The organism is Streptomyces inhibens, assembly GCF_003389455.1.
GTDB classification, from domain to species: domain Bacteria; phylum Actinomycetota; class Actinomycetes; order Streptomycetales; family Streptomycetaceae; genus Streptomyces; species Streptomyces inhibens.
The window spans coordinates 1-13,871 of sequence record NZ_QUAC01000160.1 but is presented as its reverse complement, the minus strand read 5'-3'; the positions used below and the strand labels follow the sequence as shown (position 1 = coordinate 13,871).

Below are 13,871 nucleotides of genomic sequence, written 5' to 3'. Positions count from 1 at the left end.
CGCGGCACCCCGCCCCACGGCCGCACGGGCGGGCCGGGCCGCCCGCACCGTCGCCGTCCTCGGCGGCGGGGTCGCCGGCCTCACCGCCGCCCACGAACTGGCCGAACGCGGCTATCAGGTCACCGTCTACGAGCGAAAGCCCAAGGGCCTCGGCGGCAAGGCCCGCAGCATGGACGTCCCCGGCAGCGCCCGCGGCGGCCGGAAACCGCTGCCCGGCGAACACGGCTTCCGCTTCATCCCCGGCATCTACCACAACCTCCCCGACACCCTGCGCCGTATCCCCTTCCCCGGCAATGCGCACGGCTGCCACGACAACCTGGTCGCTTCGACCGAGGTGATGCTGGCCCGCACCGGCGGCCGGGAGAACATCCGCTTCCCGTTCTCCTCGCTCGGCACTCCCCCGCCCGTGCTGACCCCGGACGCCCTCCTGCGGACGCTGACCGGCCTGCTGGAAACCGTCACCCACCTCCCCGCCCACGAGATCGCCTACTTCGCCAACCGGCTGCTGGTCTTCTTCACCAGCTGCGAGCAGCGCCGCCTCGATGTCTGGGAGCACACACCGTGGTGGCGCTATCTGCGGGCCGACGAGATGTCCGCCGACTACCAGCGGCTGCTGGCCATCGGCATGACCCGCAACATCGTCGCGACCAAGGCCGAGATCGCCTCCACCAAGACGGTCGCCACCTGTGGCGAGGCGTTCCTCTTCAATCTGCTCGGCCGGGGCGCGGACGGCGCGCCCGACCGGGTACTGAACCTGCCCACCAACGAGGCGTGGATCGACCCCTGGGTGGCCCATCTGCGCTCCCTGGGCGTGCAGTTCCGGCTCGGCTGGTCCGTACGCGATCTGACCCTCGCCGACGGCAGGATCACCGAAGCCGTGGCGACGGACCCGAACGGTGCCCGGAAATCCATCACCGCCGACCACTTCGTCCAGGCGATGCCGGTCGAGCACGCCCGCGCGACCTGGAACGCCTCCGTACGGGCCGCCGACCCCCAACTGGCCCGCTGCGACGCCCTGCAGACGGACTGGATGACGGGCATCCAGTTCTACCTGACCGAGCCGACACCCATCCTCCACGGGCACATCAACCACATCGACACACCCTGGGCGCTGACCGCGGTCGGCCAGGCCCAGTACTGGAAGAACCGGGACGTCCCCGCCGACTACGGCGACGGATCGGTCGCCGACTGCCTTTCCGTGGACATCTCCGAATGGAACAACCCCGGCATCCTCTACGGCAAAACCGCCAAAGAGTGCACCAGAGAGGAGGTGGCCCGTGAGGTCTGGGCCCAGATGAAGGCCGGCCTCAACGACACCGGCGCCGCCGTACTGCGCGATGCCACCCTCCACTCATGGTTCCTCGACCCGGCCGTGGACGGCCTCGGCACACCGCACCCCACCAACGACGAACAGCTGCTGATCCACCCGACCGGCACCTGGTTCCACCGCCCCTCCTCCCGTACGGCGATCCGCAACCTCTTCCTCGCCGGCGACTACGTGGCCGTGGACATCGACCTGGCGACCATGGAGGGCGCCAACGCCTCCGCCCGCCAGGCGGTCAACGCACTCCTGGAAGCGGACGGTTCGCCCGCCGCCCCCTGCACCCTCCACCGCCTCTACCGCGCCCCGGAGTTCGAGCCCTTCAAAACCGCCGACGCCACCCGCCACCGGCTCGGCCTGCGCAACGTCTTCGACTTCGGCTGAAGCGCCTGGCTGGGCACGTCGTCGGCTCGCCGCCCGTACGGGCCGGGGCACGGTCCCCCCTCCCGTACGGGAAGCCGACCCCCCATCGACTACCGTCCCTCCCATGACAACTGCTGCGGCGCCCTCGCCGGCAACAACAACGAGTGTGGGCACGCTGTTGCGCGAATGGCGCGACCGGCGCCGGATCAGCCAGCTGGAACTGGCGCTGCGCGCCGACTCCTCCGCCCGGCACATCAGCTTCATCGAGACCGGCCGCTCCCGCCCCAGCCAGGAGATGGTGCTACGGCTCGCCGAGCACCTCGACATCCCCGTACGGGAACGCAACGCCCTGCTGATCGCCGCGGGCTACGCCCCCACCTTCCCGGAGACACCGCTGGACGACCCGTCCATGGACGCCCTCCGCTCCGCCATGGAACGGCTCCTGACCGGCTACGAACCGTTCCCCGCCCTGGTGGTGGACGGCATGTACAACGTGCAAGCGGCCAACCGCGGCATCACCATGCTCCTGGAGGGTGTCGCCCCGTCCCTCCTCCAGCCGCCGCTGAACGCCATGCGGATCACCATGCACCCGGAGGGCCTGGCTCCCCGCATCCGCAACTACCTGGAGTGGCGCGCCCACCTCCTCTCCCAGATGGAGCGGCAGTTGGCCCTGCTGCGGTCCTCACCGCTGCGTGCCCTCTACGACGAGGTGAGCGGCTACCCCCTGCCCCCGGGCGGCGACGAGGTGGCGGCCTTCGGCGAACACGCACCGTTCGCGCTCCCCATGATGATCGAGCACCACGGCACGGTGCTGTCCTTCATCTCCACCATCGCCACCTTCAACACCCCCATGGACGTCACCGTCTCCGAGCTGGCAGTGGAAACCTTCCTCCCCGCCACCCCGGAAACAGCCACCTACCTACGGAACCTGGCCCCGTAGCAAACGCACCGGGCCGGCTCACGCCACCGACCCACATCACCGACCCACATCGCCGGCTCACACACCGGGCACCCGATCCAAAAACCCGAACACAGACCGGATCCGGCCGTCCTCACCCAGCCGCACCACATCAAAGCCGGCCACCGGCGCCGAACCGTCCGCCACACTGACCAGCTCCCACCCGAACCGCGCGATGTCATGGTGCCCGTCCACACCCGGCAACGGCCGGAACACAAACCCGGGGAACTGCGCATGCGCCCCGGCGATCGCGGCCCTCAGCCCCTCGTGCCCCGCGACATCCGCCAACGGGTCCGTATAGATGGCCTCCTCAGCGAACGCCGCGGCAACGGCCTTGCCGAGCGCCCCCTCCTCGGTGGCATTCCACGCCTCGAAGTACCGCGCAACGGCCACCGCATACCGGTCATCAACCGGCGCGCCCTGCTGAACGGCCTGCTCCTGAGCATTCTGCTGCTGATGCTGCGTCATCACGTACTCCTCATAAGGTCCGAACGTCACTCCCTGAAAGCCGGTCCACGGGCCGGAGTGCGCCGGCCCGTGCACCGACACCCTCACTCTGCCGCGCGGTGAACCAGCGGTCGATTACGCCTGAGGTAATGCCCCAACCATCCGAACCGGTTCCCCCGCGGTTCACTCGGTGGCGAGGTCCAGTGCCGAACCAGGGCTGCCGCGGCCCGGGTCGACGAGGCGGCGCATCGCAGAAGTGCACACCACACAGGGCGCCCCTGCCGGAGACCACGCAGTTCACCTGCGCGACCGGCATCGGCTGTCCGGTGAACGCTGTCAACTCGGCGCTTCGGTAGGACTCGTGGAACGTACCGCGATGATCGGGGAAGATCAGCGGGGTGTAGAGATAGGCACCGTCGATGTCCAGAGGTTCCATGGATGTCGTCCTCGGTTCGCAGCCGGGCGGTGGTGGACGGGGGCCTTGGCAACGTACGGCACCGGACGCTCCCGCCAGTACCCCTGTCAGCACCGTAGGGGTACCCCTACGGGGGGGGCAACGGACCGATTCAGGGGGGTCGCGGGGTGTCCCGCGGCCGTCGAGGGGCAGGCGTCACCAGACGCGAAAGGGATGACGGGTAACGATGGCAGCAGAGCGCAACAGCACCTGGACGAGGCGATTCCGGCCGGCGCCGGACGCTCCCTCACATCTGGTCTGCTTTCCGCACGCGGGCGGATCGGCCGGGTGGTATCTGTCAACCGCCCGGGCGCTGGCCCCCGCCGTGGACGTACTGGCCGTCCAGTACCCCGGCCGGCAGGACCGGCTCGGTGAGGCTCCCATCGGGGACGCCCACGCCCTGGCGGATCGCATCACGGAGGAGCTCCACGCAGGGTGCGACCGCCCGGTCATGCTGTTCGGGCACAGCCTCGGGGCCACCCTGGCCTTCGAGGTGGCCCTGCGGCTGGAGCGCGCCGGCATCGCACCACTGGGTCTGATCGTCTCCGGCCGGCGCGCCCCGTCCCGCCACCGCCCGGGACAGATCCACACACTGGATGACAGCGAACTGATCTCAGCCACCGAGCAGTTGGGCGGCATGGACACCCGTCTGCTCAACGACCCGGACATCCTCCGGCTGGTCCTGCCGTCCCTCAGAAGCGACTTCCGCGCCGCGGAGACCTACCGCTGGCGGCCCGACACCGCCCTGCGCTGCCCCGTGCTCGCCATGACGGGCGACCACGATCCCCAGGCGCCCACCGAAGACGTACGGGCCTGGTCGGCGCACACGTCCGGAACGTTCACCCTCAAGACCTTCACCGGCGGCCACTTCTACGTCAACGACCACCTGGAGGCGGTGCACCGGGCCATCATGGCGTTCATCGACAGCCGGGCACCGTCCCGGATCGTCCGGGACGCCTAGGGCACGCTGACACCCGCCCCGGGGCGCTTCGGGGCGGCCGGCGCCACCGGCTCGACCGCCCCTCCCTGCCTGTATGTTCAAAGTGATCATCGTCGCGGGGGCGGGATCGCGGAGGACGAGGGGACGCATGGACACGGCTGCCGTCACGGCACGGCTGGATCAGGCCCGCACCGCCGACGCGCGCGAGCGCGACCGCCTCTGCGACGAGGTGGCCGCCGAGTTGCTGGCAGCAGGCTCCCCGCCCGCCTTCGAGGTGCGCTCGGCCGACCTCGACTCGGACCCGTACTTCATATGCGCCGACCGTTACTGGCGCCGTCGCTTCCAGGACCGGCCGACGGTCCGTACGGCCCTGGAGTGCGCCCATTGGATGACCGACCATGCGACGGACGGGAGTTGGGGCGCGGTCGCCGAACAGTGGGGGCTCGGCAACGGGTTCCTCAACCGCGGGAGTGTGGAGTCGGCGGCCGAGCTCGCGGCGGTGGGCGAGGCGGCCACCGGTGCCGCGGGCGAGCGCATCGCGTTCTTCCTCACCCTCTTCCACGTGGGCAAGCTGCGGGCGAACTTCTGCTTCGACGAGCTGCACACGGTCCTGGCGTCCGCGCCCCTGGCCCTGGCTGCCGGATCCCTCCGCCAGGAGCCCGTCTTCGTGGCGCTCCAGGCCTTCGCCGCGTTCGGCAGCCGGGCGCTGACCGTCGGGTACGCCACCGACCTGCTGGAGCGGGCCTGGTCGGCGCCGGGGCGTAGCCGGCACACCGTGGACATCTGCCTCAACGGGCTGGCGTTCGCCGCTCCCTTCGAGGGCCAGGGTGAGCTGCTGCGCATCCACGCGGAGGAGGCGGTGCGGGCCTATCCGCGCGACCATATGTTCCACGCCCGGCTCGCCACCGGGCTGCATATGTGCGGACGGCACGATGCCGCGCTGGAGAGCATCGACACGGCCCTCACGCTGCTGGCGGCGAGCGCCACCGCCAGTCTCGGTGTCCTTCAGGACCAGTATCTGACCAGGCGGGACGCGATCCAGGAGGGGCGGCTACGGGCCCTGCGGGACGCGGAGCAGCAGCGCCGCTGGGATCAACAGGCCGCCGCCAACGCCCAGTTGGAGCGCTCCCTGCACACCTCGTCCGTGCGTGTCGTCGAGGTCGTCGCCGTCTTCACCGCAGCCATCGCCTTCGCTGTCGGCTCCCTCCAAGTGACCCTGACCGGCACGCTTCCCCTGACCGACCGCCTCTGGCTCCTGGCCGCACAGGGCGCGGGCCTGGCGTTCTTCGCGCTGCTGGTGGTCGGCGGAACATGGCTGATCACCCGGGGTCGCCGCCGGGAGGACCGCGGGAGCGGGTGACGGTCGCCCCCGGCGTAGGGCTCCTGGTGTCGGCCTTCGGGGTAGGGCTCCCGGCGTAGGGCTTCGGTGTAGGGCTCCCGGCGGTGAGCCGGTGTCGGTACCTCCGCGCGATCGTGTCGCCACGCCGCAGGCCGTCACCGTCACCCACACCCTGGGTGGTGTGGCCAGCACCCCCACCACCCCCAGGTAACCCCCCGGCCGGTTCGGGGGCGGACCGGCTGTCGGGGGCCGGGGCGGATCACAAGACTCGGTCGTATGACGGTGAGCCTTGAATTTCCTTCTCCGTCCGGGGTTCCGGCAGCGGGCTCCGGCAGTGATTTCGCGCGGCTGTTGCGGCGCATCGTGGCGGCCGGGCTGCTGAAGCGCCGGCCCGGCTACTACGCCGTGCGGCTCTCGCTGGTGACCGCGGCGTTCGCCGGGGGCTGGGCGGCCTTCTTCGTGCTCGGCGACAGCTGGTGGCAGCTGGCGGTGGCCGCCTTCCTGGCCTTCGTCTCCGGGCAGATCGCGCTGGTCACCCATGATGTGGCGCATATGCAGGTGTTCCGCGGGCGCCGCCCGAGTGAGATCGGCGGCCTGCTGTTCGGCAATCTCGGCGTCGGGATGTCGTACGGCTGGTGGATGAACAAGCACACCCGGCACCACGCCAACCCCAACCATGAGGAGCTGGACCCGGACGTCTCGCCCGACATCCTGGTGTGGTCGACGGACCAGGCGCGGGCCGCCACCGGGCTGCCCCGGTTCATCGGCCGCTATCAGGCGCAGCTGTTCTTCCCGCTGCTCACGCTGGAGGGGTTCAACCTCCGGGTGTCGAGCATCCGGGCACTGCGGTCGCCCACGATGAAGCACTGGGGGGCCGAGGCGGCGCTGCTGCTGGCGCACCTCGTCCTCTATCTCGGTGCACTGTTCCTGGTGCTGTCGCCCGGCAAGGCGCTGGCGTTCCTGCTCCTCCACCAGGCCGCCTTCGGCGTCTACCTGGGCTGCACCTTCGCGCCCAACCACAAGGGCATGCCGACGCTGACGGGCGACGCCCGGCCGGACTTTCTGCGCCGGCAGGTGCTGACCTCACGCAATGTCCGGGGCGGGCTGCTGACCGACTTCCTGCTCGGCGGGCTCAACTACCAGATCGAGCACCACCTCTTCCCCGGCATGCCGACGCCGCATCTGCGCCGTGCCCAGGTGATCGTGCGCGCCTACTGTGCCGAGCTCGGGGTTCCGTACCACGAGACCGGGCTGGTCAGGTCGTACGCGGAAGCGCTGCGCCATCTTCGTCGGGTCGGCGAACCGCTTCGCGCTGCGGGGGCGTCGTAGGCGCGGCCGCCGGGGTCTCCTCCTGACGTCCCGCGCGGCGGGCCGCCATCCAGGCGTAGACGAGGATGCCGGCGAACAGGAACAGCACGCCCTGGTAGATCGCGGCGTAGCCGGCGCCGGCGACGAGCCAGAAGGTGAAGCCGAAGGCGAGCAGGGCGAGGGTCAGATCGCGGACGAAGCGGGCCGGGCGGACCTTGTCGCGGCGGCCGGTGAGCAGGAAGTAGACCTGGGCGCCGGCGGCGAGGAGGTAGGGCACGGTCGCCGAGAAGGTGGTGATCAGCACCAGGATCTCGAAGACGCCACCCGCTCCGGTCAGGTAGTTGATCACGGTCAGGGCGCTGGCCAGTACGCCGGCGGCCAGCACACCGAAGGTCGGCACGCCCCGCCGCTTGGTCAGGAACGGCGCCGGGAACAGCCCGTCCTTGGCGGCGGCGTACGGGGACTGGGCGCTCATCAGGGTCCAGCCGTTGAGTGCGCCGATGATCGAGACGACGGCCGCGCCGGCGACGACGGTGCCGCCCCACTGCCCGCCGAACATCGCGTTCACCGCGTCCGAGAACGGCGCCTTGGAGCTCACCAGCTTGTCGTGTGCCACGGTGCCGAAGACGGCGAGGGTGCCCAGGAGGTAGACCACGGCGGCGCCGACGGTGCCGAGGACGGTGGCCCGGCCGACGTTCCGCTCCGGGTCGCGGACCTCGCCCGCGCTCATCGCCGCGGACTCCACGCCGACGTAGCTGTAGAGGAGGATCGCGGCCGCGGAGGACATCCCGCCGAGCGCACTGCCGCTGCCGGCGTTGAACGAGCCGAGGTTGTCCGGGTCGAAGAAGAACAGTCCGACGACCGCGATGAAGAGCAGCGGGATGAACTTGAGGACGGTGGAGACGAGCTGGACGGCGCCGATGTAGCGGGTGCCGGCGAAGTTCGCGAGGGCCGGCAGCCACAGCGCGCCCAGCGCCACCGCAAGATCGGTACCGGCGGAGACATGGCCGGGGAGAAGGACATGGACATAGCCGACGGCGGCGACCGCGAGCGCCGCGTTGCTGACCCAGGTCATGGTCCAGTACGACCATGCGGAGAGGAATCCGGCGAAGTCGCCGAACGCCTCGCGGGCGTAGACATAGGGGCCGCCGGTGTCCGGGTGGCGCTCGGCGAGCCGTCCGAAGACCAGGGCGAGGGCGATGGCGCCGATGGTCAGTACGCCGAAGGCGACCAGGCTGACGGTGCCGAAGGGGGCCACCGAAGCCGGCAGCAGAAAAATTCCGCCGCCGATGATGTTGCCCATGACCAGGCAGGTGGCGGTCAGCAAATTCATCCGGAACGGCGGCTTGCCTTGAGTGTGCAGGTCAGAGCCGGTCTCGGGATGCTGAGCGGCAGGGCTGCGGTGCATGGATTGTGCGTCTCTCGTCTTGCCGGGTGCCCGAGGTCGCCGGGCAGGCACATGGTCACCGCCTGGAGGGCACGCTTCAAAATCGCCGGGAATACTCCGGCCAAAGGCACCTCAGGGCGAAGGATCTCCGGCCCGACAGGCACAGAGCAGTAAGCCCCGCCCTCCGGGCGAACGACGGAACTGTGCGGACAGGCCCTAGCCGAGCAAGTGGCTGATGCCGCCCTGGCCGTCCGTGCCGTTCCAGACCGCGGCTGCCAACCAGAACGGGAACCAGGCCACCCGCTCCGGCAGGAACTGGGCGGTGAGGAGCCAGACGACGGGCAGGGCGGTGAACAGCAGACAGCAGCACAAGCCACCCCTGCCCTGAGTGGCAGGCTCCGGCGTCGAGTTCATGGACACTCGGAGAAAGGTAGGCGGCACCCACGGCCCGCGCATGAGTACCCGTACCTACAGCGTCGCCTGCGCGAGGTCGAACGCCTCGTGGGTGGTGGCGTTGACGCGGCCAACGCGGCGTGGACGGCGGAGGGTTGGCAGACGATCACAAGAAGATCACCGCGACGCAGACGCTGTACTGCGGCAGGTGATCGAGAGCTGATTGCGGCGCTGGAAGGTACCCTTCCAGCGCCGCCTGTTCCTCCAGGAGTGCGGAGTGCCTGTGTTTCCCCCCACCGTGATCATTGGCTTGCACGGGATCCTCAAGCGGAATCCGTGGTTCGACCGGGTTGTGGAGCAGGATCCCGAGGGCACTGTTGAGGAAGATCTGCTCGGTCTTGCGATCGATCGGGCCGGTTCCTACGGCTGGCAAACGCTGAGCAGCCGGCTGAGCGAGGGCGGAAAAGTCACGGCACACCATGAGCCCACCTCGTGGGCTCATGAAGAGGTCGGCGGTGACTGGACACAGGATGGCCGGGTCCACCAGCTGGCCTGGCTGCAGGCCGGCGTGCTTACCGACCCGCCGCGCCTTGGTCTTCCCGTCCGGCCGATCGTCCTGGTGCTGTCCGAGACCTTGGCCCGCGTGGGTGCGGTGACGTTCACCGGCCTGCATGCCTTGCTGCCGTTGCAGGCGGCCGAGCGCAACACGGCTTTTCACCAGATCGAGTTGGCGCCGTGGTTCGGCCTGGCCGATCCGGATGTCCGGCACGAGGTGGTGGTGACCGTCTCCTGCCGTTCTGGGGAGGCCGGGGTGGGCGAGGACGATGCGGTGGCCGTGTGCGAGGCGGTGCGGGAGATGGCGCAGGGGGCGGTGGAGGTCTCCACGTCCGTGGCGGAGCGCGGTCTGCCGGGATTGGAGCTCGATCTCGGCCGTGTGGTGCATGCCGAGGGGATGCATGAGGTGATGCGGTTCGGCTGCCGTACGCGGGAGTGGTCGCCGGATCTTGCGGTGTGGCTGCTGGAGATGGTCGCCGATGGTTTGCGTGGGGTGGGGCGGTTGGCGCCGGTGGTGGTGACGGCGTCGCCGGCATCCTCGCCGGCGTAGTCTTCGCCGGCACCCGTGGCCGCGCCGGCGCCGAAGGCCGCGAGCGGGTCGGTGCCGACGATGTGTCCCCGGCCGGGGGCGAGTCGTAGCGGCTGCCGCGAGGGCCCGGGCCGGCCGTACGTGCCCCGCGCCGGTCGTCAGCGCTCGGCCAGCACCCGTGACGCCCCGACGGGCAGATCCCAGAGGTCCTCGCGGGGCCGGCCGGTGGCGGCCCAGGCGGCACGGACCCGGTGCAGCGGCTCCAGGGGCGGCTCGCCGGAGAGCAGAAAGGTCGACCAGTGCATCGGGACCAAGGACCGGGCGCCCAGGTCCTGGCAGGCCCGTACCGCCTCCTCCGGGTCGGTGTGCACCGGCCGCAGCATCCAGCGCGGGTCGTATGCGCCGATGGGCAGCAGCGCCAGGTCGATGCCGGGGTAGCGGCGGCCGATCTCCTCGAACCAGTGGCCGTAGCCGGTGTCCCCCGCGAAGTGGATCCGCCGTCCGTCGGGTCCGGTGAGCACCCAACCGCCCCACAGGGAGCGGCAGGTGTCGGTCAGGGTCCGCTTGCTCCAGTGGTGGGCGGGGACGAAGTCGAAGCGTACGGGGCCGCCGGGGGCGGGCAGTTCGACCGCCTCCCACCAGTCCAGGTCGGTGACGTGGGTGAAGCCGCGCCGACGGGCCCAGCGCGCCAGTCCGGCGGGGAGCAGCAGCGGGGTGTGGCGCGGCAGCCGCTTCAGGGTCGGGGCGTCGAGGTGGTCGTAGTGGTTGTGGCTGATCAGGACGGCGTCGACGGGCGGCAGGTCCTCCCAGCGGACGCCTACGGGGGTGACCCGCGCGGGTGTGCCGAGGATCTTGCGGGACCAGACGGGGTCGGTCAGTACGGTCAGCCCGCCGATCCGGATGATCCAACTGGCGTGCCCGGCCCAGGTGAGGGCGACGGTGGTGGCGCCGGCGGCCGGCATCGGGCCGGGCTCGAAGGGAAGTTGCTGGATCTCCAGGAGGGTCTCGGGCGCCGGGCGCAGTTTGCCCTCCCGCGCGATCCGGGCCAGCGCGCGGACTCCGGGCAGGGGGGCGGTCAGCCGGTGGGTGAAGTCCCGTGGCCAGCTGCGGGGTTCGCCCAGGGGGCGCGGTTCGGCCAACGGGGGCGGGGTGGCGTGGGGCAGGACCGGCGTGGCGGCGGTGGCGGTGCTGCTCTCGGGGGGCGGGCCCGGGCTCCGGCCCGCTCCCCCGCCCGGTCCGGCGCCGCCACCGGGCCGGTCGTACGGGAGTCGCTCGGCGTCGGCGGGCTGCTCGGCGAGGGAGCGCTCGGTCTGTTCGGTCATCGAGGGGCTCCATTCGGTGGACAGAACAGGGCGGGTTCGGAGGGGGAAAGGGGCGGGTTCGGGAGGGGGAAGGGGCGGCGGATCAGCCGCCCGTGGCTGTCGTCAGTGCGGCCAGTGCGCGCGACAGGGCGGTCAACGCCTCGATGATGTGCGGGAGTTCCAACGGATCCGGCGCGTCCAGGACGCGCTGCCGCAGCTCCCGGTCGGCGCCGAGCAGCGCCTCGGCACCCAGCCGTACCCGCAAGGCGGCCGGGTCATCGCCGAAGCGGTGTCCGCCGCGCGCCGCCCAGGGCGCCAACTTCCGTTCCAGCACGGTGGATTCCACGATGCCGCGGGCCACGAGGGGCCGGCGCAGCGGTTCGAGGTCGGCGTAGAGGTGGCTGCCGGAGTGCGGCGGACGGCAGACCGCGCCGGCCTCGGTGACGGTGTGGTGCAGCGCCGCGGTGAGCGTGCCGTACACCCGGGCGAGGGTGGCCGTCCTGGCGCGTACCGCGTCGGGTTCGCCGAGCGCATGGGTGACGGCGCAGCCGATCGGCCCGGCGAGCGGCGTACGCAGCGCGGTGAGGGCGTCCAGCACCGCGGCCTGTAGGACGGCGCCCCGTTCGGTGTCCGGGAAGCGGGCCAGCGCGGCGGGCCAGGCGGCGGGCACGAGCGTGGCCCGCAGGTCGGTCAGCACCACGACCTCGTCGGGCAGCATCTCGGCGGGGCTGAGCAGCACGGTGTCGTGCGGGTCGTGCAGCAGATCGCGGCGTGTCTCGTCGCTGATGATCCAGAGTCCTTCTCCGGCCGCCGCCTCACAGACCTCGTGCAGCTGTTCGGGCGCAGGGCAGGTGCCGGTGGGATCGTCGGCGACGGACAGCACCAGGATGCGCGGTGTGTCGCCGTGCATCCTGGCCCGCCGGACGGTCTCCAGCAGTGCGAACGGGTCGGGCATCCCGCCCGATTCCGCCGGTACGGGCGCGAGGTGCACCGGCCGGCCGAGCAGCCGGGCGGGTGACATGTACGACTCGGAGCAGGGCCGCGGCAGCACCACCGCGCCGTCGGCCACCGCGTACAGCGCGAGGAGCAGAGCGGTCGCCCCGGGCGCGGCGAGGACCCGGTCGGGGGCGGTGGCCAGGCCGCGGCGCTCCCAGTAGCCGCAGGCGGCGGTGCGCAGCGGCGCGGCGCCGCCCGGGGGTTCGGCTTCGGTGCGGTCGGCGGCCGCGGAGAGGTGCGCGGCGAGGTCCGGCAGGACCGGCAGGCCCACCGGCGGATCCGGGGCCGGCTCCCGCTGCGGATCCGGGGCGGTCCGCTGCATCCGTACCTCCACTCCACGACGGCGGGTCGATCGTGGGCCCATCACATGATGGGCGGCCCCGACCACCTTTACAGATCGCGGGGGTGGCGACGGGGGGCGACACGTCTGCGGAGGGTGGGAGCGGCGCTCAATGCGCCGGGCGCGCCGCCTTCGCCTCGTAGCGATGCACCGTCACCACCTCCCCCGCGCCCCACTCCTGCCGCTCGGTGGCGCTACGGGTCCAGCCCAGCCGCTCGTAGAGGGCGATGGCCGCGGTGTCGGTGGTCTTCACCTCCAGTACGGGCCGCAGGCCGCGGGCCGTCGCGGTGCTCTCGACGGCGCGCAGCAGGCGTCCGCCGAGGCCCGCGCCGCGGGCGGCGGGTGCGACATACAGCCGGCTGACCTCGCGGCCGCACAGCGCCGCATGGCCGACGACCGCGCCGGACGACTCGGCGACCCAGGCGGCGGTCAGCCCGTCGGGGGTCAGCCAGCGGGCCGGGTCGTCCGGCCAGTGGTGCGGATAGCCACTGTGGGTGTGCACCTCGGCCAGGGCAGCCACGCAGGCGTCGAGGTCGGTGTCGTGCCGTCTTCTGATCATCGGGGCATGGAAGCACAGGGTGCGGGCATCCGGCAGCCGGTTTACCGCCCGGCGGACGTGCGCCCGCGCGACACCGCGCGCCGGCGTGGCGGCCCGTTCCGGCCTGTTCCGGGCCGTCCGGGGTACAAGGTGGCCCATGCGATCGCGACTGACCAGCCTCGACCGACGGATCTTCGACCTGATTGCCTCGCGCGAGTGGCCGGGCGCCCAGCGGGTGCTGCCCCGGCTGACCCGCAGCGCCAACCACGGGCTGCTGTGGTGCGGCATCGCGGCCGGCGCGGCCGCACTGGGCGGCCGGCCTGCGCGCCGGGCCGCGCTGCGCGGGATGGCCTCGCTGGCGGTGGCGTCGGCGACGGTGAACACGCTCGGCAAGCGTTCCGTACGGCGTACCCGCCCGCTGCTGGATGCGGTGCCGGCCATACGGCGACTGCACCGTCAGCCGTACACCTCCTCCTTCCCGTCCGGGCATGCGGCCTCGGCGGTGGCGTTCGCGACCGGTGTCGCCTTCGAGAACAAGTGGTGGGGTCTGGCGCTGGCGCCGGTCGCCGCTTCGGTGGCGTTCTCCCGCGTCTATACGGGGGTGCACTATCCGGGTGATGTGCTGGCGGGGGCCGCGCTGGGGGCCGGCGCGGCGTTCGCGGTCCGCGGCTTCGCGCCGACCCGCGCCCAGCTGGCGCCGCC

At 71.6% G+C, this 13,871-nt stretch carries 14 protein-coding genes; 7 read left to right on the top strand and 7 right to left on the bottom strand.

All coding sequences use genetic code 11. The features are described 5' to 3' along the window. Together DY245_RS20505 and DY245_RS20500 are read left to right on the top strand one after the other, a co-directional pair. Nucleotides 1-1,705: hydroxysqualene dehydroxylase (locus DY245_RS20505; RefSeq protein ID WP_128508700.1), on the top strand; the 1,705-nt coding region annotated here is incomplete at its 5' end. 103 nt (nt 1,706-1,808) lie between these two features. Next, the gene (locus DY245_RS20500) at nt 1,809-2,624 is read left to right on the top strand and encodes a helix-turn-helix domain-containing protein (protein WP_181923781.1); all 816 of its coding nucleotides are present in this window, start codon (nt 1,809-1,811) and stop codon (nt 2,622-2,624) included. A gap of 57 nt (nt 2,625-2,681) precedes the next feature. Here the strand turns inward: DY245_RS20500 and DY245_RS20495 are convergent, their stop codons facing one another. Together DY245_RS20495 and DY245_RS48335 are read right to left on the bottom strand one after the other, a co-directional pair. Continuing rightward, nucleotides 2,682-3,110: a nuclear transport factor 2 family protein gene (locus DY245_RS20495; RefSeq protein ID WP_128508699.1), complete on the bottom strand. Its 429-nt coding sequence runs from the start codon at nt 3,108-3,110 to the stop codon at nt 2,682-2,684. Between the two features lie 10 nt (nt 3,111-3,120). Beyond that, entirely contained in the window at nt 3,121-3,525 is a 405-nt protein-coding gene (locus DY245_RS48335; RefSeq protein ID WP_128508698.1) for a dTDP-4-dehydrorhamnose 3,5-epimerase family protein, read from the bottom strand. Between the two features lie 205 nt (nt 3,526-3,730). On the opposite strand from DY245_RS48335, the gene DY245_RS20485 reads away from it, so the two are divergent. From DY245_RS20485 to DY245_RS20475, 3 genes are all read left to right on the top strand, one after another. Continuing rightward, nucleotides 3,731-4,504 carry a thioesterase II family protein gene (locus DY245_RS20485; protein ID WP_128508697.1) on the top strand — a complete coding sequence of 258 codons (774 nt, stop codon included), beginning with the start codon at nt 3,731-3,733 and terminating at the stop codon, nt 4,502-4,504. Nucleotides 4,505-4,631: 127 nt separating this feature from the next. Further along, a complete protein-coding gene (locus DY245_RS20480; RefSeq protein WP_128508696.1) occupies nt 4,632-5,843 on the top strand; it encodes a hypothetical protein in 1,212 nt (403 codons plus the stop codon). 255 nt (nt 5,844-6,098) lie between these two features. Then, entirely contained in the window at nt 6,099-7,151 is a 1,053-nt protein-coding gene (locus DY245_RS20475) for a fatty acid desaturase family protein (RefSeq protein WP_128508695.1), read from the top strand. Here DY245_RS20475 and DY245_RS20470 read toward each other — a convergent pair. Then, on the bottom strand, nt 7,078-8,538 hold the full coding sequence (locus DY245_RS20470; RefSeq protein ID WP_425329418.1) for an amino acid permease: 1,461 nt from the start codon (nt 8,536-8,538) through the stop codon (nt 7,078-7,080). The two genes, DY245_RS20475 and DY245_RS20470, sit on opposite strands and share 74 nt — an antisense overlap. 195 nt (nt 8,539-8,733) lie before the next feature. Further along, entirely contained in the window at nt 8,734-8,931 is a 198-nt protein-coding gene (locus tag DY245_RS20465) for a hypothetical protein (protein ID WP_147318354.1), read from the bottom strand. A gap of 256 nt (nt 8,932-9,187) precedes the next feature. Here DY245_RS20465 and DY245_RS20460 point away from each other — a divergent pair, with 256 nt between their 5' ends. Then, entirely contained in the window at nt 9,188-10,015 is an 828-nt protein-coding gene (locus tag DY245_RS20460) for a hypothetical protein (protein WP_128508693.1), read from the top strand. A gap of 137 nt (nt 10,016-10,152) precedes the next feature. Here DY245_RS20460 and DY245_RS20455 read toward each other — a convergent pair whose 3' ends face one another. From DY245_RS20455 to DY245_RS20445, 3 genes are all read right to left on the bottom strand, one after another. Then, nucleotides 10,153-11,316: an MBL fold metallo-hydrolase gene (locus tag DY245_RS20455; RefSeq protein WP_128508692.1), complete on the bottom strand. Its 1,164-nt coding sequence runs from the start codon at nt 11,314-11,316 to the stop codon at nt 10,153-10,155. 82 nt (nt 11,317-11,398) lie between these two features. After that, nucleotides 11,399-12,613 (bottom strand): aminotransferase class I/II-fold pyridoxal phosphate-dependent enzyme, encoded by a 1,215-nt coding sequence (locus DY245_RS20450; protein ID WP_128508691.1) that lies wholly within the window; start codon nt 12,611-12,613, stop codon nt 11,399-11,401. Between the two features lie 127 nt (nt 12,614-12,740). Next, nucleotides 12,741-13,190 (bottom strand): GNAT family N-acetyltransferase, encoded by a 450-nt coding sequence (locus tag DY245_RS20445; protein WP_128508690.1) that lies wholly within the window; start codon nt 13,188-13,190, stop codon nt 12,741-12,743. A gap of 136 nt (nt 13,191-13,326) precedes the next feature. Between DY245_RS20445 and DY245_RS20440 the strand changes: the two genes are divergently transcribed. Further along, nucleotides 13,327-13,871, top strand: a 545-nt coding sequence (locus tag DY245_RS20440) for a phosphatase PAP2 family protein (RefSeq protein WP_147318353.1), incomplete at its 3' end; no start/stop codon positions are given.